19 protein-coding genes are annotated in these 19,210 nt (G+C 67.7%); 5 read left to right on the plus strand and 14 right to left on the minus strand.

Annotated elements, in window-relative coordinates; genetic code table 11:
- The first annotated feature begins 11 nt into the window (after positions 1-11).
- A complete protein-coding gene (locus ACQ5DX_RS01005; RefSeq protein WP_430330842.1) occupies positions 12-2,318 on the plus strand; it encodes an ATP-binding protein in 2,307 nt (768 codons plus the stop codon).
- Between the two features lie 78 nt (positions 2,319-2,396).
- On the opposite strand, the gene ACQ5DX_RS01010 is transcribed toward ACQ5DX_RS01005, so the two are convergent.
- The 4 genes from ACQ5DX_RS01010 to echA20 are packed head-to-tail and all read right to left on the minus strand — an operon-like array spanning position 2,397 to position 5,879.
- The gene (locus ACQ5DX_RS01010) at positions 2,397-3,461 is read right to left on the minus strand and encodes an NAD(P)H-dependent flavin oxidoreductase (protein WP_430330843.1); all 1,065 of its coding nucleotides are present in this window, start codon (positions 3,459-3,461) and stop codon (positions 2,397-2,399) included.
- Positions 3,458-4,207 (minus strand): CoA-transferase subunit beta, encoded by a 750-nt coding sequence (locus tag ACQ5DX_RS01015; protein WP_430330844.1) that lies wholly within the window; start codon positions 4,205-4,207, stop codon positions 3,458-3,460. Before ACQ5DX_RS01015 ends, ACQ5DX_RS01010 begins: the two co-directional genes overlap by 4 nt.
- Positions 4,204-5,094, minus strand: coding sequence for a CoA transferase subunit A (locus ACQ5DX_RS01020; protein WP_430330845.1), 891 nt, complete (start codon positions 5,092-5,094; stop codon positions 4,204-4,206). The genes ACQ5DX_RS01015 and ACQ5DX_RS01020 overlap by 4 nt, the downstream gene beginning before the upstream one ends.
- Positions 5,094-5,879, minus strand: a complete 786-nt coding sequence (echA20, locus tag ACQ5DX_RS01025) for a (7aS)-7a-methyl-1,5-dioxo-2,3,5,6,7,7a-hexahydro-1H-indene-carboxyl-CoA hydrolase (RefSeq protein WP_430330846.1) — start codon at positions 5,877-5,879, stop codon at positions 5,094-5,096. Before echA20 ends, ACQ5DX_RS01020 begins: the two co-directional genes overlap by 1 nt.
- A gap of 97 nt (positions 5,880-5,976) precedes the next feature.
- Between echA20 and ACQ5DX_RS01030 the strand changes: the two genes are divergently transcribed.
- On the plus strand, positions 5,977-6,753 hold the full coding sequence (locus ACQ5DX_RS01030; RefSeq protein ID WP_430330847.1) for an SDR family oxidoreductase: 777 nt from the start codon (positions 5,977-5,979) through the stop codon (positions 6,751-6,753).
- The gene (locus ACQ5DX_RS01035; RefSeq protein WP_430330848.1) at positions 6,750-7,664 is read left to right on the plus strand and encodes an SDR family oxidoreductase; all 915 of its coding nucleotides are present in this window, start codon (positions 6,750-6,752) and stop codon (positions 7,662-7,664) included. The genes ACQ5DX_RS01030 and ACQ5DX_RS01035 overlap by 4 nt, the downstream gene beginning before the upstream one ends.
- A gap of 64 nt (positions 7,665-7,728) precedes the next feature.
- Here ACQ5DX_RS01035 and ACQ5DX_RS01040 read toward each other — a convergent pair whose 3' ends face one another.
- The 3 genes from ACQ5DX_RS01040 to ACQ5DX_RS01050 form a co-directional block, all read right to left on the minus strand.
- Complete coding sequence (locus tag ACQ5DX_RS01040; protein ID WP_430330849.1) at positions 7,729-8,400, minus strand: GNAT family N-acetyltransferase; 672 nt, start codon at positions 8,398-8,400, stop codon at positions 7,729-7,731.
- Between the two features lie 102 nt (positions 8,401-8,502).
- On the minus strand, positions 8,503-8,973 hold the full coding sequence (locus ACQ5DX_RS01045) for a nitroreductase family deazaflavin-dependent oxidoreductase (protein WP_430330850.1): 471 nt from the start codon (positions 8,971-8,973) through the stop codon (positions 8,503-8,505).
- 7 nt (positions 8,974-8,980) lie between these two features.
- On the minus strand, positions 8,981-10,144 hold the full coding sequence (locus ACQ5DX_RS01050) for a steroid 3-ketoacyl-CoA thiolase (protein ID WP_430330851.1): 1,164 nt from the start codon (positions 10,142-10,144) through the stop codon (positions 8,981-8,983).
- Positions 10,145-10,317: 173 nt separating this feature from the next.
- Between ACQ5DX_RS01050 and ACQ5DX_RS01055 the strand changes: the two genes are divergently transcribed.
- On the plus strand, positions 10,318-11,571 hold the full coding sequence (locus ACQ5DX_RS01055; protein WP_430330852.1) for a cytochrome P450: 1,254 nt from the start codon (positions 10,318-10,320) through the stop codon (positions 11,569-11,571).
- A 177-nt stretch (positions 11,572-11,748) separates the two neighbouring features.
- Here ACQ5DX_RS01055 and ACQ5DX_RS01060 read toward each other — a convergent pair whose 3' ends face one another.
- Genes ACQ5DX_RS01060 through ACQ5DX_RS01080 form a run of 5 tightly spaced genes read right to left on the minus strand, consistent with a single transcriptional unit; the run spans position 11,749 to position 16,286 of the window.
- Entirely contained in the window at positions 11,749-12,168 is a 420-nt protein-coding gene (locus tag ACQ5DX_RS01060; protein ID WP_430330853.1) for a nuclear transport factor 2 family protein, read from the minus strand.
- Positions 12,169-12,178: 10 nt separating this feature from the next.
- Complete coding sequence (locus ACQ5DX_RS01065) at positions 12,179-13,042, minus strand: TIGR03619 family F420-dependent LLM class oxidoreductase (RefSeq protein WP_430330854.1); 864 nt, start codon at positions 13,040-13,042, stop codon at positions 12,179-12,181.
- A gap of 11 nt (positions 13,043-13,053) precedes the next feature.
- A complete protein-coding gene (locus ACQ5DX_RS01070) occupies positions 13,054-14,229 on the minus strand; it encodes a thiolase domain-containing protein (protein ID WP_430330855.1) in 1,176 nt (391 codons plus the stop codon).
- A gap of 1 nt (position 14,230) precedes the next feature.
- Positions 14,231-15,295 (minus strand): thiolase domain-containing protein, encoded by a 1,065-nt coding sequence (locus tag ACQ5DX_RS01075; protein ID WP_430330856.1) that lies wholly within the window; start codon positions 15,293-15,295, stop codon positions 14,231-14,233.
- 13 nt (positions 15,296-15,308) lie between these two features.
- Entirely contained in the window at positions 15,309-16,286 is a 978-nt protein-coding gene (locus tag ACQ5DX_RS01080; RefSeq protein WP_430330857.1) for a Zn-ribbon domain-containing OB-fold protein, read from the minus strand.
- A gap of 73 nt (positions 16,287-16,359) precedes the next feature.
- Here ACQ5DX_RS01080 and ACQ5DX_RS01085 point away from each other — a divergent pair, with 73 nt between their 5' ends.
- Complete coding sequence (locus ACQ5DX_RS01085) at positions 16,360-17,400, plus strand: LLM class F420-dependent oxidoreductase (RefSeq protein ID WP_430330858.1); 1,041 nt, start codon at positions 16,360-16,362, stop codon at positions 17,398-17,400.
- Between the two features lie 75 nt (positions 17,401-17,475).
- On the opposite strand, the gene ACQ5DX_RS01090 is transcribed toward ACQ5DX_RS01085, so the two are convergent.
- Together ACQ5DX_RS01090 and ACQ5DX_RS01095 are read right to left on the minus strand one after the other, a co-directional pair.
- Positions 17,476-18,237, minus strand: coding sequence for a 3-hydroxyacyl-CoA dehydrogenase (locus tag ACQ5DX_RS01090; RefSeq protein WP_430330859.1), 762 nt, complete (start codon positions 18,235-18,237; stop codon positions 17,476-17,478).
- Between the two features lie 149 nt (positions 18,238-18,386).
- Positions 18,387-19,208: a crotonase/enoyl-CoA hydratase family protein gene (locus tag ACQ5DX_RS01095; RefSeq protein ID WP_430330860.1), complete on the minus strand. Its 822-nt coding sequence runs from the start codon at positions 19,206-19,208 to the stop codon at positions 18,387-18,389.
- Positions 19,209-19,210: the final 2 nt, after the last annotated feature.

Raw genomic sequence — 19,210 nt, forward strand, 5'->3', positions numbered from 1 at the left:
GACGGTCCGACATGACGGTCAAGGTGGGAAACCTGCCGTTCGAACTGACCAGTTTCGTCGGTCGACGGTCAGAGGCTTCGGAGGCGCGGCGACTCGTCGCGGAGTCGCGTCTGGTGACACTGGCCGGTCTCGGTGGTGTCGGAAAGACCCGTCTTGCGCTTCGGGTCGCCGAGGAGTCGTACCGGGTGTTCACCGACGGGATCTGGCTCGTCGAACTGGGTGAACTGCAGGACCCGGCACTCCTCGAACAAACGGTGCTCGGGGCACTCGGGATCCAGGACCGGTCGACCCGGTCGCCGCGGCTCATCCTGATCGATTACCTGAGCGACAGTCGAGCCCTGCTGGTGCTGGACAACTGTGAGCATCTGGTGGCCGCCGTCGCGGATCTGACGGTGGAGTTGCTCCGGAACTGTCCGGGGCTGTCGGTGCTGGCCACGAGCCGTGAGCCACTCGGTGTTCCTGGCGAGACCGTGATCCGGGTTCCACCGTTGGCGCTACCCGGCCAACCCGGATCCGCCTTGTCCTCGGCCGAATCTGCGGACGGTGACGCCGTCGCCCTGTTCGAGCAACGTGCCCAGGCCGTGCTGCCCGACTTCCGGGTCACGGAGGAGAACCGGGACGCGGTCGCACAGATCTGTCGACGGTTGGAGGGCTTGCCACTGCCGATCGAATTGGCTGCGGCTCGGCTGCGCGCGATGTCGGTGGACGACGTCCTGCGACGACTGAACGATCGCTTCCAATTGCTCACACGCGGCAGCCGGAACGCTCCGAGCCGGCAACAGACGCTGCGGTACAGCGTCGACTGGAGCTACGACCTGTGCACACCGCAGGAGCAGTGGCTGTGGACATGTCTGACGGTGTTCGCCGGTAGCTTCGAGATGGACGCGGTCGAGGGCGTGCTCGCCGTCGAGTCGGCCCACGGGGATCTGCTGGACCTGGTGACGTCACTCGTCGACAAGTCCATCCTCATCCGCGACGAAGTCGATTCGACGGTCCGGTATCGCATGCTGGACACACTCCGTGACTACGGCCGGGACCAGCTCGACGATCCCGTCGAGCGCGCGGATCTTCAACGCCGACACCGGGACTGGTACGAGGACCTCGTATTGCGCGCGAGATCCGACTGGATCGGCCCCCGACAGGTCGAGTGGACGGGCAGGCTGGATCGCGAGCAGCCGAACCTGCGGGACGCGTTCGAGTTCAGCGTCACGGACCCCGGTTCGGGCGACGCAGCACTGCGCATCGCGAGCGCATTGCACGACTATTTCCTTCTGCGGGGCAGGCTGAGTGAAGGGCGCTACTGGCTGGAGCGGGCCCTCGCGGGGGAGGGCACGTCGCAGGCTGCCCGGGTCGAGGCGATCGTCGCGGGCAGCATGCTGGCCTCCCTGCAGCGGGACATTCCGGCGGCGACAGCGCTCGCGGAGGAAGCCCGTCGGCTGGCCCACGGTCTGTCGGACGCCGACGCGAGCGCATTGGCGGACTACGCCCTCGGCCTCGTCGCGGTCGCGGAAGGCGACATTCCACGTGGTGCCGTAGACCTCGAAAGCGCGATCGCGAGGTTCCGGGACGTCGGCGACGTGGTCCAGCTGGTTCCGGCGCTGTATTGGTTGGGGTGTGCGTGGTACACCGAGGGAGACCTCGAGCACGCATCGGCCGACTACCGAGAGCAGCTGGCGCTTTCCGAACCTCGCGGCGAGATCATGTGGCGTGCCCTGGCGTTGTCGGACTACGGCTCCTCGTTGTGGCGCAGAGGAATTCACGCGAGAGGCATTGCGCTGCTCGAGGACGCTCTCCGCCTGCTCCGCATGCTGGACAATATGTTCGGCTGCGCGTGGTGCTTCGAGGAACTCGCCTGGACGGCCGCCGACCGGGACCCGGAGCTGGCGGCGGTCCTGCTGGGTGCCGCCGACGCGTTGTTCACCGGGACCGGAAGCCCGCTGGAGACCTTCGCGAGCCTGGTCGTGTATCACGATGCCTGCACGCAGACTGCTCGTAAGGCACTCGGCGACAAGGGATTCGACAAGGCATTCGAGCATGGTAGGGCGCTGAACCTCGACGAGGCGATCGCCCGTGCACTCGGAGAACAGTCGTGGGAGGAACCGCCGGCGCCGGTGGCCGAGGATGCCGAGACGCTCACGCGGCGAGAGGTGGAGATCGCCGAACTCGTCGCGACCGGCATGACCAACAAGGCGATCGCCGAGCAGCTCGTGATCTCCCAGCGGACGGTCGAGGGGCACGTCGAGCACATCCGCGAAAAGCTGGGCTTCAGCTCGCGCACCCAGATCGCCACCTGGATCCTGCAACGTGAGGAGTCGTGACCGCCCCGACGAAGGAAGGGACCCGGCCCGCGCTGATGGCACGGGCCGGGTCCCTTCAACAGAGAACCGGGAAGCCGGTCAGGCCTTGAGGTCTCCAAGTGCATCGATGCGCGCCACGGCCTCGGCCATGATGCGGTCGATCAGTTCCTGGCAGCTCGGCAGGTCTTCGATCATGCCGACGACCTGACCGGACGCGAGCACACCGGCCTCGGTGTTGCCCTCGACCAGGCCGGCCTTGAGCAGCATCGGGGTGTTGGCGGCCATGATGATCTGCTGCCACGTGCGATCGCCCGACTTCTTCATGGCGAGCCCGTCCTTGGCGAGGGTGGACCACTTCATGCCCGTCATCGCCTTGAACTTCATGGCATTCTTGGTGGCCGCGACGAGTCCCTTTGCATAGCTGGACTTCTCGAGCGCGTTCACCAGATCGGTGTTGAGCACGCGGTGCGGCATGCCGTCGACCTTCACGGACACCGTGGTGTCGGTGAGGCTGCGCTTGAGGTACTCCTGCTTGACCGAGTCCGGCACCGCCGAATCGCTCGTGAGCAGGAAGCGGGTGCCCATCGCGACACCCGCGGCACCGTACGACAGCGCCGCGGCCAGGCCGCGGCCGTCGAAGAAGCCGCCGCCGGCGACGACCGGGATGTCGACCGCGTCGAGCACGGACGGCAGCAGCAGCGTCGTCGCGACACCGCCGGTGTGGCCACCGCCCTCACCGCCCTGCACGACCACCGCGTCGGCGCCCCACGAGGCCACCTTCACAGCGTGCTTGGCGGCACCGATCGACGGGATCACGACGATCCCGTTGTCCTTGAGCTTGGCGATCAGGTCCTTCTTGGGCGCCAGTGCGAACGAGGCAACCTTCACGCCCTCGCGGATCAGGAGGTCGCAGCGCTTCGAGGCGTCCGACGCGTCGGCGCGCATGTTGACACCGAACGGCTTGCTCGTGAGCTGCTTGGTCTTCTTGATCGCAGCTTCGAGCTCCTCGTACGTCATCGTCGCCGAGGCGAGGATGCCGAGGCCGCCCGCGTTGGCGGTGGCCGCGGTCAGGCGCGGGCCGGAGACCCAGCCCATGCCCGTCTGCACGATCGGATGCTCGACGCCCACCAGCTCGGTGAACGGCGTCTTCAGCACCTGGGTCACAGCGAGACCTCGCGGTCACGCAGGTTCTTCGGGTCGATGACCTCGCGGATCAGGCGCAGCTCCTCGGCGGTGGGCTCACGGGTGATGCCCGCCGAGTCCAGGCCGGCGATCTCGAAGGAGGTGTTGGCCTTGACGTCCTCGGCGGTGACGCCGGGGTGCAGGGTGACCGCGCGCATCGTCTGACCGGGGCCCTGGAAGTCGAAGACACCCAGGTTGGTGACCACCTGGTGGTTCTTCAGGAAGCGGAAAGCCGGGTTCTCCGGGTCGACCTTGTCGTAGCCGACACCGCACACCACATCGACCTTCTCCGCGAACACGCGCGAGGAGTGCTTGCCCACCCAGTAGCTGGTGGCGTGATTGATGGTGTTGCCCGGAGCGCCGCGCAGGCCGAACATCTGGCGGGTCGGCTTGTCCAGCGGGCCGAACGCCGAGAGGTTCTGGTTGCCGAACTTGTCGATCTGGTTCGCGCCCATCACCACGTGGCGTCGGCCGGAGGCGACCACGTCGAACACCTTGGAGAACGGGATGTAGCCCTCGATCGGCGCGCTGGCACCGATGGCCGGGGCGTCGGCCAGGATCAGGGCCTCGCCGTCGGTGATGATCAGGTCAGGCTCGGTGGTGAGCTTGGCCAGGCGCGCGCCGATCAGCGGCAGCGTCGCCATTGGGGAGGCGAAGATCTCGCCGGCGTCGGCGAACAGCTCGGCGCAAGCGACGGCGCAGTACTCCGCGCGGGTTACCTCGGTCATGACTTCTGCTCCTCTGCGAACTTGCGCACGGCTGCCTGGTAGTCGTCCTCGCTGCCGGACAGGTAGGTGTCGGCGAAGGCCTGCCATGCCTCGGGGGTCTTGGCGGACTCGGCGTAGTGGCGCTGGAACTTCTCGTCGCGCTTGTAGCTGCCGGCGAAGGTGAAGTGGGCGCCGTTCGGGGCCTCGGTGACGGTGTCGACCATCGAGCGGTTCAGGATGAGGGCCTGATTCGGGACCGACTTGACGAGCTCCTCGGTCGAGACGATCTTGTCGACACTGAGGATGCGCTGCTCGGCCGCGAGGCAGAACAGGTCGTCGAAGTACGGGTCGACGCCGGTGTAGGCGGCGTTGCCGCGCTCGTCGGCCAGGTCCAGGTGGACCAGGGCGGCGTCGAGCTTCAGCGCGGGCATCGCGATGAGGGTCTCGGTGCGGCCGTCGGCGTCCGGGTACGGCGACGCGACGGTCTTGAGCTCGTCGCCCCACACGGTCTGCGCATCCGAACCGAGGCCGGCGCGGATCGGCATGAACGGCAGGCGCGCGGCGGCAGCCTGCAGGCCGGCCTTGACCATGCCCTCGTCCATCTCGCGGGACTCGATGGTCCCGGCGACGCGGGCCTGCGCGAACCAGGGGTCGTAGAACGGCGCCGAGTCCAGGGACACGAAGCCGTAGTAGGCGCGCTTGACCTTGCCCGCGGAGATCAGCAGGCCGAGGTCCGGGCCGAGGTACCCGACGACGGTCAGGTCCTTGACGTCGCTGCGCAGCAGCGCGCGCACGAGAGCCATCGGCTTGCGCCGCGAGCCCCAGCCGCCGATGCCGATGGTCATCCCGCTCTGGATGCCGGCGACGGCCTCATCCAGTGAGCGGCGCTTGTCGCGCTTCTCAGCCATTACTTGCTGTCTCCCTTGGGTGCGGTGGTGTTCGACTTCGGCTTGCCGGTGGCGACGAACTCGTCGCGGTGCTCGTCGGCGACGCCGGCGAGGTTGAGCTCGAACGTGAAGCCCTGCTCGATCCGGTAGCTGGTGTGCACGTCCTGCACGTCGATGCGGTTGATGGCTTCCTTGGCGCGGCGGATGACCCGGGTGTCCTTGGCGGCGATCTCGCCGGCGATCTTCAGCGCGCATGCGTCGAGCTCGGCGCGGGGGACCACGTCGTACACGGAACCGAAGTGCTTGAGCGTCTGGGCGTCGACGTTCTTGGCCGTGTAGTACAGCGTGCGCATCATGTGCTGCGGGACCAGGCGCGCGAGGTGCGTGGCCGCACCGAGTGCGCCGCGGTCCACCTCGGGCAGGCCGAAGATGGCGTCGTCGGACGCGACGATGACGTCCGCGTTGCCGACCAGGCCGATGCCGCCGCCGACACAGAAGCCGTTGACGGCGACCACGACGGGAACCTCGCAGTCGTAGACCGCGGAGAAGGCCGCTGCGCAGCCGCGGTTGGCGTCGATCAGGGCGCCGTGACCCTCGGTGGCCTGCATCTCCTTGATGTCGACGCCGGCGTTGAAGCCGCGTCCCTCGGCGCGCAGGATCACCACGTGGGTCTCCGGATCCTTGCCCGCCGCGAGGATGGCGTCGGCCAACTCGAACCAGCCCTTGGAGGGGATGGCGTTCACCGGCGGGTAGTCGACGGTGACCGTGGTGATCCCGGCACCGTCCGAGGTCGAAGTGATGCCCATGGCATGTTCCTTACGTCTGTTGACCGAACCAAGCGATTGCTTGGTAAGTTATCACAGACGGGTGCGAATGACCCGTGCCGCTTCAGGGAGGAACAAGGTGGATCTCGGTCTCGAAGGCAAGGTCGTACTGGTGACCGGCGGGGTGCGCGGAATCGGGGCCGGAATCAGCCGGTCCTTCCTGCGTGCGGGGGCGACGGTCGTGACGTGTGCGCGACGTCCGGCCGACGAGCCCATCGAGGTCGACGGGCGCGGAATCGACTTCATCGCATGCGACGTCCGGGACGCCGAGCAGGTGCAGTCGATGGTCGACCAGATCGTCGCGAAGTACGGCTGGCTGGACTCCGTCGTCAACAACGCCGGCGGCGCCCCGTTCGCGATGGCGGCGGACGCGAGCCCCAAGTTCCACTCCAAGATCGTCGAGCTGAACCTGCTCGCGCCCCTGCTGATCTCGCAGATCGCCAACGCGGTCATGCAGAAGCAGGAGGACGGCGGATCGATCGTCATGATCTCCAGCGTCAGCGGCAGCCGACCGTCCCCGGGCACCGCCGCGTACGGCGCGGCGAAGGCCGGCATCGACTCCCTCGCGGCCAGTCTGTCCGTCGAGTGGGCCCCCAAGGTGCGGGTCAACTCGATCGTCGTCGGCCTGGTGCAGACCGAGCTGAGCCATCTGCACTACGGCGACGAGGCCGGTATCGACGCCGTCGGCGCCACCGTCCCGCTGGGTCGGATGGCACGCCCCGAGGACATCGGCAACTGTGCGACATTCCTGGCATCACCGTTGGCGGCCTACGTCAGCGGTTCGACACTTACCGTCCACGGCGGCGGCGAGCGCCCGGCCTTCCTGGCCGCGGCTACTACAGAGGAGAACAAGTGAGCGGTTTGCTTGACGGCCGAGTCGTCATCATCACCGGCGCCGGCCGTGGAATCGGTCGCGCCCACGCGCTGGCCTTCGCGGCTGAGGGTGCCAAGGTCGTCGTCAACGACATCGGTGTCGGCGGCGACGGCTCCAACACTGGCGAGACCCCTGCCGAGCAGGTTGTCGCGGAGATCAAGGCCGCCGGCGGCGAGGCCGTCGTCAACGGCGACGACGTCGCGTCGTGGGAGGGTGCCCAGAACCTGATCCAGACCGCGATCGACACGTTCGGTGGCCTGGACATCCTGGTCAACAACGCGGGCTTCCTGCGTGACCGCATGCTGGTCGGCATGAGCGAGGAAGAGTGGGACGCGGTCATCCGCGTGCACCTCAAGGGCCACTTCGCCCCGCTGCGCCACGCCGCCGCGTACTGGCGTGCCGAGTCCAAGGCCGGACGCCCGGTGGATGCCCGCATCATCAACACCAGCTCGGGCGCGGGCCTGCAGGGCTCCATCGGTCAGGGCAACTACGCCGCCGCCAAGGCCGGCATCGCCGAGATGACCATCCAGGCCGCCGCCGAGCTGAAGAACTACGGCGTCTCCGTCAACGCGATCGCCCCCGCGGCCCGCACCCGCATGACCGTCGGTGCCGGTGGCGCGATGGCCGAGGCGATGGCCGCTCCGGAGGAGGGCTTCGACGCGATGGCGCCGGAGAACATCTCGCCGCTCGTCGTGTGGCTGGGCTCCGCCGAGTCGAAGGACGTCACCGGACGCGTCTTCGAGGTCGAGGGCGGCAAGATCACGGTCGCCGAGGGCTGGCGCCACGGCCCCGCCCAGGACAAGGGTGACCGCTGGGATCCCAAGGAGCTGGGTCCGGTCGTCGCCGACCTGCTGGCCAAGGCCGAGACCCCGACCCCGGTCTACGGCGCGTAAGTCACGCATACCGAGAACGCCCGTGCGCATCGTCCGCACGGGCGTTCTCCGTTTCGAGGTCTTCTTACGCGGGCGTGCGGACGATCAGCACGGTGCCGGGGAAGTAGGCGGCCAGTTCGCTGCGGGCCTGCTTGAGCGCCGCGGTGCCGTAGCCCTGCTTGCGCGACTCGGGGGCCACCCAGATCGCGACGTCCACCTCGTTGCCGGTCAGCTCGCCGAACACGAGTCCGATGCTGCTCGGTTCGTCACCGGTGGTGCACTCGGCGACGAACCAGGCCGCCGACTCGTCGTCGATGCGCTTCAGGCCGTCCTGGCGCTCCTGCTCGACACGGTCCGGGCCCCACGGGCTGCCGGCGTCGTCGAGACGCTCGGCGGAGCGCTTGCGGAACAATTCGGTGTCGGAGTCCGAATCGCTGAACGGGCGCAGGCGAACTCCCGCGCCGGTGCTGTAGGGACGCTGCTCGGGCAGCCACTGGAGGGTCGCGTCGAGATCCTCGAGTTCGGTGCGGATGCGGTCGCGTTCCTTGACCGTGAGACGGTCGAAACGCAGATTCAGCACCGCGTCAGCGCAGAACTCGGTGGTGTCGAGGAGTTCGCGTACGGCCGCGACGGCCGCCTCGCGGTCCTTGCTCTCGACGACGGCGTCCAGGACCTCGTGTCGACGGTCGAGCGCCTTCAGCAGGGCCGAAGCGATCTCGCGCCGGTCGATCACCTGGTCGTGGTTCTTCACTGTCATGTCGCGACATTCCTCCTCGCGAGGCGGTGCGCCCGGCGCCGGTATGCCGGGCATCACCCACCATTATTCCCGCCAGGCGCCCGCGCAGGGGAGTAGCGCGCGCTATTCGCAGATGACGACGGGAATCTCCCGGTCGGTCCACGACTGGTAGTTGTCGAAGTCGGCGTAGAGGTCGACCAGACGCGGCCACAGAGCGGCCCGCTCCTCACCCGTCGCCACGCGTGCCCGCATCTTCCGGACATCGGACCTGATCTGGACGGTCACGTCCGGGTTGGCGCGAATGTTCAGGTACCACATCGGATTCTTGGGCAGCCCGCCCTGCGAGGCGACCAGCACGACGCGGTCGCCGTCCTCGAGGAACAGCAGCGGGCTGATCCGGGGTTGCCCGCTCTTGCGGCCGGTGGTGGTGAGCAGGCAGACGGGAATTCCCCAGGGGAAGGCGCTGCCCACGCGCCACTTGCCACCGAGGCGCCCGCCGGTGGCCCGATACAGCTTCACGTTGATCCTCGACATCCACTTGATGATGTCGACCGTGTACTTCGAATCGAGCCCCGACGGGCGCTGCGTGGTCATCTCCGGATCAGATCCGCTCGATGATGGTGCCGGTGGCCAGCGCACCGCCCGCGCACATCGTGATCAGCGCGGTCGAGCCGTCGCGGCGCTCGAGCTCGTGCAGTGCGGTCGTGATGAGGCGAGAACCGGTGCTGCCCACGGGATGTCCGAGCGCGAGGGCGCCGCCGTTGACGTTGACCTTGTCCATGTCGGGGCCGTGGACCTGAGCCCACGACAGCGCGACGGACGCGAAGGCCTCGTTGACCTCGAACAGGTCCAGGTCGCCGATCTTCATGCCGGCCTTCGCGAGCACCCGCGACGTCGCCTGCACCGGGCCGTCGAGGTGGAACTCGGGCTCGGCGCCGACGAGCGCCTGGCTGACGATGCGGGCGCGCGGCTTCAGGCCCAGCGCGCGGGCGCGGTCCTCGTCCATGAGCATGACGGCGGCGGCACCGTCGGAGATCTGCGACGACGTGCCGGCGGTGTGGGTGCCGCCCTCGAGGACCGGCTTGAGCTTGGCGAGCGACTCGGCGGTGGTGTCGCGCAGGCCCTGGTCGCGGCTGACGACGTTCATCTCCGACGTGGGCTGCTTGTCCTCGCCGATGACCGGCGCGGTGACCGGGACGATCTCGCGGTCGAAGCGGCCCTCCGCCCACGCCTGCTTCGCGCGGGCCTGCGACTGCACGCCGAGCACCTCGAGGTCCTCACGGGTGAGCCCGCGGCGCTTGGCGATGCGCTCGGCGGCCTCGAACTGGTTGGGCAGGTCGATGTCCCACGAGGCGGGGCGACGCGGGCCAGCCTCGGTACCGACGTTGGCGCCCAGTGGCACCTGGCTCATGGCCTCGACACCGCACGCGATGCCGATGTCGATCGCGCCGGTCGCGATCAGGCCCGCGATGAGGTGGTTGGCCTGCTGCGCGGAACCGCACTGGCAGTCGATGGTGGTGGCGCCGACCTGCCACGGCAGGCCCGCCGCGAGCCACGCGGTGCGGGTGACGTTGTTGGACTGGGCGCCGGCCTGCGTGACACACCCGCCGATGACCTGCTCGACCAGAGTCGGATCGATGCCCGCCCGGTCTACGATCCCCTTCTGTGCGGCACCGAGGATCTCGGCCGCGTGCAGGCCGGACAGCCAGCCACCGCGCTTTCCGATCGGGGTACGAACTGCCTCGACGATTACTGGTGTGCCCACGGCGGGCTCCTTTCACTCTCTTCTTCGAAAAGTAGAACAGGTTCGCCCGGTCAGGCAAGGACCGGGAGTGCGGATTTCCGCCTAGTCTTTCGCCGATCGAAGCTCTGTGCTTCAATGCATGTAGAACGTGTTCCACATCACTTCGCGCCTGGTCGCGAGGGCAGGAGACAGCAGTGGCGCAGCCCAACATTCCCGCAGGGTTCGACTTTACGGACCCCGACATCTACGCGCACCGGCTCCCGGTCGAGGAGCTTGCCGAGGTTCGCAAGACGCAACCCGTCTACTGGGTCGAGCAGCCCGACGGTGTCGGCGGGTTCAACGACGGTGGCTATTGGCTGGTCACCCGCCATGAGGACATTCGCGACGTCTCGATGCGCAGCGACGTGTTCTCCACGTGGGAGAACACCGCGATCCCGCGCTTCAACGACGACATGGAGCGTGCGCAGATCGAGCTTCAGCGTTTCGTGCTCCTGAACAAGGACGCACCGGAGCACACCAAGCTGCGCAAGCTCGTCGCCCGCGGCTTTACGCCCCGCGCCATCAACGGGCTCAAGGCGGAACTGAAGTCTCGCGCCGAGTCCATCGTCCAGGCCGCCGCTGCGGAGGGTAGTGGCGACTTCGTCACCCAGGTCGCGGCGGAGCTGCCGCTGCAGGCCATCGCCGAACTCATCGGCGTGCCGCAGGAGGATCGCGGCAAGGTCTTCGAGTGGTCCAACCAGATGACCTCGTACGACGACCCCGAGTTCGCCGACATCGATCCGGCGGCGGCGTCGATGGAGATCCTCGGCTACGCGTACCAGATGGCGGAGGCACGCAAGGCGAACCCGGCCAACGACCTCGTCACCACGCTCATCGAGGCGGACGTCGACGGCGACGTACTCAGCCCGGAGGAGTTCGGCTTCTTCGTGATCGTGCTCGCGGTGGCCGGCAACGAGACCACCCGCAATGCCACCACGCACGGCATGAAGGCGTTCATGGACAACCCCGAGCAGTGGGAGCTGTTCAAGAAGGAACGCCCGAAGACCATGGCCGACGAGGTCATCCGCTGGGCCACCCCGGTCGCTTCCTTCCAGCGCACCGCGCTGCAGGACACCGAGATCGGCGGCGTGCAGATCAAGAAGGGCCAGCGCGTGGTGATGAGCTACGTCTCGGCGAACTTCGACGAGGACGTGTTCGAGAACCCTCACACCTTCGACATCACGCGTGACCCCAACCCGCACCTGTCGTTCGGCGGCACCGGCGCTCACTACTGCCTGGGTGCGAACCTGGCCCGCATGGAGATCGAGCTGATCTTCAACGCGATCGCCGACTTCCTCCCGGACATCACCGAGGCCGGCGACACCCGCCGCCTGCGGTCCGGCTGGCTCAACGGCATCAAGGAATACCAGGTCGACTACAAGACCTCGGGCTGCCCGGTCAAGCACTAGGCTCGAATCGCACACACAGACGCGGTAGCGTCAGCGAGATCCCTCATCCCTCGCTGGCGCTATCGCTTTGTCCGGGCTCGTTCGTGGGGTGCACGGATGCAAGCGAGAGAGCCACGGACGCAACGAAAGTGGGGCGGTCACCGGATTCGGTGACCGCCCCACTCTCGTATGTCGGACTCAGACCTTCTTCAGCGTCTTCATTGCACGCTCGACCTCCCAGAAGGCCCGCAGCGACTGCAGCTTGCCGTCGGCGTTGACGCGGTAGATGAACACACCCTCGGCGTCGACCTGGTTGCCGGCGATGACCGTGCGGATCGTGCCGATGTTGACGTTCTCGTCACCGCACACCAGCGAGTCGTTCACGATGAACTCGAGCGAGTCGGTGTTGGCGATCGTCATGTCGTAGAACTTCGAGATCGCCTCGCGCCCATGGTGACCCTTGCCCTCGGGATCGAAGCCCGACGGGCCCACCGGATCCTCGACCCAGCCGTCCTCGGCGAACAGATCCAGCCACTCCTCCTTGCGCTTTCCGCTCGCGGCGGACTGCGACGCCTTCGCGGCGACGCGTGCCGGGTGCTCGGTGCCTGTTGTCGTCATGCTTCGCTCCCTAGCGGATGTACTTATCGGCGAACTTGCGCAGCGAGTCCTGCTTGGCCTCGAGCGGGGCGTCGAATCCGAGCCCGTCGAAGATCCACGGCACGACGATGTTGTCGGTGATGCCGGCCTCGGCCATCTGGTCGTACCCGTCCTTGCCGAACCGGTCGATGCACACCGCCTGAATCTCGAAAGGTTCGTCAGCTCGGCCATATTCGGCGCGCAGTTCCTGCAGGCGGGCCATCGTGGTGACCAGGTCGTCGAACTTCATCATCGCCGACGTCCAGCCGTCACCGACGCGCGCCGCACGACGCAGCGCGACGTCGGTGTGCCCGCCCACGTAGAACGGCACCGGCTTGCTGGGGGCGGGGCTGATCTGCAGGCGGTCGAAGTCGAAGAACTCGCCGTGGTACTCGACCATGCCGCCGTCGAGCACGAGCTTGATGATCTCGATCATCTCGTCGACACGGGCGCCGCGCTTCTTGTAGGGAACGCCGCACCACTCGAACTCCTCGGGAGCCCAACCGATTCCGACGCCGAACCCGAACCGGTTGCCGGTCAGGTTCGCCACCGAACCCACCTGCCGTGCCAACAGCAGCGGATTACGGGAGCCGAGCTTGAGGACGTTGGTGTAGAAGCCGATGGTGCTCGTGACGGCGCCCATCGCGGCCGCCGCGATCAACGGGTCCACCCACGGCGTCTCGGCATTCCACATGCGCGAGCCGTCGGGGGTGTACGGGTAGTCCGCGGCGGCCGTCTCCATGAAGAACAGGGAGTCGGGCAGCGCGATGTTCGCGAAACCAACCTCCTCTGCGGTCTGTGCCAGGGCGGTCAGTTGGTCCAGCGGGCTCATTGCGATGCCGACTGTGAACTTCATGGGTGAGCCTCCTAGTTGGTCGGACGGTCGGCGCCGACCACCCACATGGCGAAATACTGCGAGCCGCCACCGTACGCGTGGCCGAAGGCCTTGCGGACGCTGTCGACCTGGTGGTCACCGGCACGCTCCATGACCTGCATCGCCGACTCGGCGTAGCGGATCATCCCGGACGCGCCGATCGGGTTGGACGAGAGCACGCCGCCCGACGCGTTGACCGGCAGTCGCCCGCCGATCGCGGTCTCGCCGGCCTCGGTGAACTTCCAGCCCTCGCCCTCCGGCACGAACCCGAGGTTCTCGAGCCACATCGGCTCGAACCACGAGAACGGCACGTAGATCTCGGCCTCGTCGATCTCGGTGAGCGGGTCGCTGATGCCCGCGGCCTTCCACAGCGCGGCCGAGGCGTCCCGGCCGGCCTGCGGGTTGGCGACGTTGCGGCCGGCGTACGACAGCGGCTCGGTGCGCATCGCGGTCGCGTGGATCCACGCAACCTTGCGGCCTCCCGAGACGACTTCCTCTGCCGCGTCCTCGTTGCCGATGACGATCGCGCACGCGCCGTCCGACGACGGGCAGGTCTCGTCGAAACGGATGGGGTCCCACAGCATCTGGGACGCCTGTACCGACTCGACGGTGATGTCGGGCTGCTTGAGGTGCGCGTAGGGGTTCAGTGCACCGTTGCGACGGTCCTTGACGGCCACCAACGCGCCGATGTGATCGGGCGCGCCCGAGCGGCGGATGTACGAGCGCACGTGCGGCGCGAAGAAGCCGCCCGCGCCCGCGCCGACCGGCATCGTGAACGGGACCGGGGAGGACAGGGCCCACATCGCGTTGGACTCGGACTGCTTCTCCCACGACACTGCGAGCACGCGCTTGTGCACGCCGGCCTGCACCAGGCTGGCGGCGACGTTGCCCGTCGAGGCGCCGACCGATCCGGCGGTGTGGACGCGCAGCAGTGGCTTGCCGTGGGCGCCCAGCGCATCCGACATCGCGAGTTCCGGCATCATCGAGCCCTCGAACAGGTCGGGGGCCTTGCCGATGACGATGGCGTCGATGTCGTCCCAGCCGACGTGGGCATCGGCCATCGCGCGGTCGATCGCCTCGCGGACCATGCCGGCCATCGTGACGTCGTGACGCTTGGCGACGTAGTAGGTCTGGCCGGTGCCGAGGACGGCGGCGAGTTGCTTGGCCATATCAGTTGCGTCCTTCCATGACGGCGACCAGGTTCTGCTGCAGCACAGGGCCACTGGTGGCGTGGGCGAGGACGCGCTGCGCGTCGCCGCTCATGATCGAGCGGGCCGCGTGGCCGATGCGCTCGAGACCGCCGGAGAACATCGGGTTGCCGGTGAGGGGGCCACCCGACGGGTTGATCGTGGTGGCATCGGTGAGGCCGATCGCCTCGCGCAGGATGATCTCCTGGTGGGTGAACGGCGCATGCAGTTCGGCGACGTCGATGTTCGACACGTCGCCACCCGTGGCGGCGCGTGCGGCGGCGGCGGTGGACGGGGACGTCGTCAGGTCCCGTGAACCGATGGCGGAGGAGTCGATGCGGTGCTCGATGCCGGTGATCCATGCCGGACGCTCACGCAGCTCGCGGGCACGGTCGCCGCGGGCCAGGATGATCGCGGCCGCGCCGTCGGTGATCGGAGCACAGTCGTGGGCCCGCAGAGGATCCGCGACGTATTCGGACGCCAGCAGCGTCTCGATGTCGACGTCACCGGAGATCTGGGCGTCGGGGTTGGACTTCGCGGCAGCGCGGCTGCGCTGGGCGATCGCCGCCATCTCCTCTGCCGTCCACTTGCCGGCGTCCAGGCCGAGTCGGGCCTGCAGGCCCGCGACCGAGACCGAGTCCGGCCACAACGGGGACACGAGGTACGGATCCATCTGCATCGCGAGGATCTGACGGAGGTTGCCGGCGGACGACTTACCGAAGCCGTACACGAGGGCGGTGTCGACCTCGCCGGTCATGAGCTTGACCCACGCCTCGTACAGCGCCCACGCGGCGTCCATCTCGACGTGCGACTCGTTGATCGGCGGCACGGCGCCGATCGAGTCGATCGCGGAAATGAACGAGAAGGAGCGTCCGGCCAGGTAGTCGGACGATCCGGAGCACCAGAATCCGATGTCGGACTTGGTGATTCCGAGGTCGGAGTACAGCTCCTGGAAACAGGGGACCAGCATCTCGACACCGTTGGTGGTGCCGGTGGTCTCGCGCACATGAGGGGCCTGTGCGAAGCCGACGACTGCAATGTCTGTCATGTTCTCGAGGCTCCTAGAGATGGTGCTTGTAGCTGTCGTAGTCCGCGTCGGGCTCACCGCTCGGGCGGAAATGGGAGATGTTGCGGAGCGAGTACTCCCACTCCTCCTTCGGCCGCCACACGGCCTCGACGCGCATGCCCATCCGGACCTCGGACGCGTCGACGTCGAGGATCAGGTGCAGGAAGGGGATGTCGGCGCCGTCGAGCAGCACGTAGGCCGCGACGTACGGCGGCTTGATCTGCTGGCCCATGAATGGCACGTTGACGATGCAGAACGTGGTGATGGTGCCCTTGTCGGAGACCTCGACCTGTTCCTTGGTGGGGACGCCGTCGGTCGGGTTGGCGCCGCGCGGCGGCACGTACACCTTGCCGTTCGCGTCGGTGCGGCCGCCGATGATCTTGCCCTCCATCAGACCGCGCAGGTAGTACGTTTCCTCGAACGACGCGGTGTGCGTGTAGTGCAGGTCGATCGGGGTGACGATGCCGGTGACCGGATCTCCACCGGAAACGGTTGCCGTGGAATCGGAATCGCTCTCACCGGGCTCGAAGCACGCGATGTCCTGGATGCGTCCGGTGCGCTCGTCGGCCCAACGGACCCGCACCCGCATCCCGGTGCTCATCGCGTCCGGGGAACCGGCGTCGACGGCGTGCAGGATCGAGGTGTCCGCGCCGTCGAGCTTGACCAGTGCCCACGCGAACGGGTGCGTCAGCGGCTGGCCTTCGATGGGCTCGGCCATCCACGACCAGCTGACGACCGTGCCGGTGTCCGCGACGTCCACGAAGTCGGTCATCGGTTCGTGGGTCGCCGGGTCGAATTCCGGTGGGGGAACGTGGACTCGACCGTCGGATCCGCGGGCGCCGATGACCTTTCGGTCACGCAGGCCGGTCACGAATGCGCCGATGGTCGGACCCACCGATCGGGTGTAGTCGAATTTCAGATTAAGAGGTGCTCTCAGTGGCTGCTCGGCCACTCCGCTCTTTCCAGGGGTCACAGAATCGAGTAGAACAGGTTCTTATTACTGTGGCAAGAGTCACTGCGGATATGGGAAAACACGGAGGCACGCAATGAAGCTGGGGTTACAACTCGGGTACTGGGGTGCGCAGCCTCCGTTCAATGCGCAGGAGTTGGTCGACGAGGCCGACGCTTCCGGATTCGACGCCGTCTTCTCCGCGGAGTCGTGGGGCAACGACGCCTTCACGCCGCTCGCCTGGTGGGGTTCGAGCACCGAGCGCATCCGGCTGGGCACGTCGGTGGCGCAGATGTCGGCGCGGACGCCCACGAACTGTGCGATGCACGCGCTGACCCTCGATCACCTGTCCGGCGGACGCGCGATTCTCGGCCTCGGGGTGTCCGGACCGCAGGTCGTCGAGGGCTGGTACGGGCAGCCGTTCCAGAAGCCGCTCGCCCGCACCCGTGAGTACGTCTCGGTGGTGCGCCAGGTTCTCGCCCGCGAGGGTGCGGTACGCAACGACGGCCCGCACTACCCGCTGCCGTACACCGGCCCGGGTTCGATGGGACTCGGGAAGCCGCTCAAGCCGATCACGCATCCGCTGCGTGCCGATCTGCCGATCTGGCTCGGTGCCGAGGGGCCCAAGAACGTCGCGTTGACGGCGGAGATCGCGGACGGCTGGCTCGCGATCTACTACACCCCGCGCCTGGCGCCGATGTACAACGAGTGGCTCGACGAGGGGTTCGCGCGCCCCGGTGCACGACGTAGCCGCGAGGACTTCGAGATCGCCGCCACGTGCCAGGTGGTCGTCACCGACGATCGGCAGGGCGAGATCGACAAGTTGCGCCCGATCACCGCGCTGTACGTCGGCGGCATGGGCGCCGCCGAGATGAACTTCCACGCCCAGGTGTACACGCGAATGGGCTACGGCGAGGAGGTCAAGGAGATCCAGCGGCTGTTCCTGTCCGGTCGCAAGGAGGAGGCCGCCGCGGTCGTTCCGGACCAGATGGTCACGGACACGATGATCATCGGAAACGTCGAGGAAGTTCGCACCCAGGTCAAGCAGTGGGAGGACGCCGGCGTCACGATGCTGCTGGTGACGTGCCGCAGCGTCGAGCACATGCGTCAGCTCGCGGCTGCGGTCGGTACCGCCTGACCACGTCGGACAAGCTGAAGGCACGGCCCGTGACGGAAATCCGTCGCGGGCCGCGCCTTTCGGTGCGCGCTGCGATCAGCGCGGTGCCATGCGGATGGCGCCGTCGAGGCGGATGACCTCGCCGTTGAGCATGGGGTTGGAGACGATGTGGGCGGCGAGGGAGCCGTACTCGGCGGGGTCGCCCAGTCGCGACGGGTGCGGGATCTGCTGGCCGAGTGCGGCCTGGGCGGCCTCGGGCAGTGTGCCGAGGAGTGGAGTCTTGAACAGGCCCGGCGCGATGGTGACGACGCGGATGAGCAGCGACGCGAGGTCGCGTGCGATCGGGAGCGTCATGCCGACGATGCCGCCCTTGGAGGCGGAGTAGGCGGCCTGGCCGATCTGGCCGTCGAACGCGGCCACGGAGGCCGTGTTGACGATGACGCCGCGCTCGCCGTCGATCGGGTCGGTCTTCGCGATCCGCTCGGCCGCCAGGCGAATCACGTTGAACGTGCCGACGAGGTTGACGTTGATGATCTTCGTGAAGTCGGCGAGCGGGAACGCGCCGCTGCGGCCGACGGTCTTGATGGCGTTGCCGATGCCGGCGCAGTTGACGGCGACGCGCAGCGGGCCGAGCGATTCGGCCAGGTCGAGGGCTGCGGTGACCGAGGCCTCGTCGGTGACGTCGGCGGCGGCGAAGCGGACACGGTCACCGAGTTCCTTCGCGATGGCCTCGCCGTTCGACGACGGCAGGTCGAGGATGACCACGCGGGCGCCCTGCTCGTGGAGGGCCTTGACGGTGGCCAGGCCGAGGCCCGAGGCGCCGCCGGTGACGAGGGCAACGCTGTCGTTGACGTTCATGCGGTGTTCCTTCCGGATGTGCTTGTGTTTCAGAGTCGTTCGACGATGGTGGTTCCGGTGGGCTCAACAGGCCCTTCCCGAAAGTACGGAAGGGTCCCTCCATGCGCACGGGGCGCACGAAGGGACCCTTGGAATCCGTCTTGTGGCTGCTACTTGCCGGTGAACTTGGGGGCGCGCTTCTCGGCGAACGAACGGGGGCCCTCCTTGGCGTCGTCGCTCTTGAACACCGCCATCCCGATCTCGGCCTCGAGTGCGAACGCCTCCTCCTCGTGCAGACCCTCGGTGACGCGGATGGTCTTCAGGATCGCCTGCACCGCGATCGGGCCGTTGGCGGCGATCTGCTCGGCGATCTCGAGAGCCTTGTCGAGGGCCTGGCCGTCGGGGACGACGTGGCCGATGAGGCCGAGTTCCTTGGCTTCGGGGGCGGGCACCGTGCGGCCGGTGAGCAGGATCTCCGCGGCGACGGTGTACGGAATCTGGCGCACCAGCCGGACCGCGGATCCGCCGAGCGGGAACAGTCCGAGTCGTGCCTCGGAAACACCGAAGCGGGCGCTCTCGCCGGCGACACGGATGTCGGTGCCCTGGAGGATCTCGGTGCCACCGGCAATGGCGGGACCCTCGACCGCCGCGATGAGCGGCTTGGTGAGGCGGCGGCCCTTGAGGAGCGCGGGCAGTCGGGTCACGTCCATCCCGCCCGAGAACTTGTCACCCGGTGCGTTGCGGTTCATCTCCTTGAGATCCATTCCGGCGCAGAACGTGCCACCGGCGCCCGTGAGGATCGCGACCCGGATGTCGGGATCGGAGTCGATCCGGTCCCAGGCCTCGACCATGATCTCCATCATCTCGCCGGAGAGCGCGTTGCGGGCCTCGGGACGGTTCATCGTCACGATCAGGACGTGGCCGCGCTTCTCGACCAGGCAGTGGGGCGATTTCGCCGAAACGTCTGATTTTCCGGTGGTTTCGGTGGACACTG

This window comes from Rhodococcus sp. ACT016 (assembly GCF_050477185.1).
Classification (GTDB): Bacteria; Actinomycetota; Actinomycetes; order Mycobacteriales; family Mycobacteriaceae; genus Prescottella.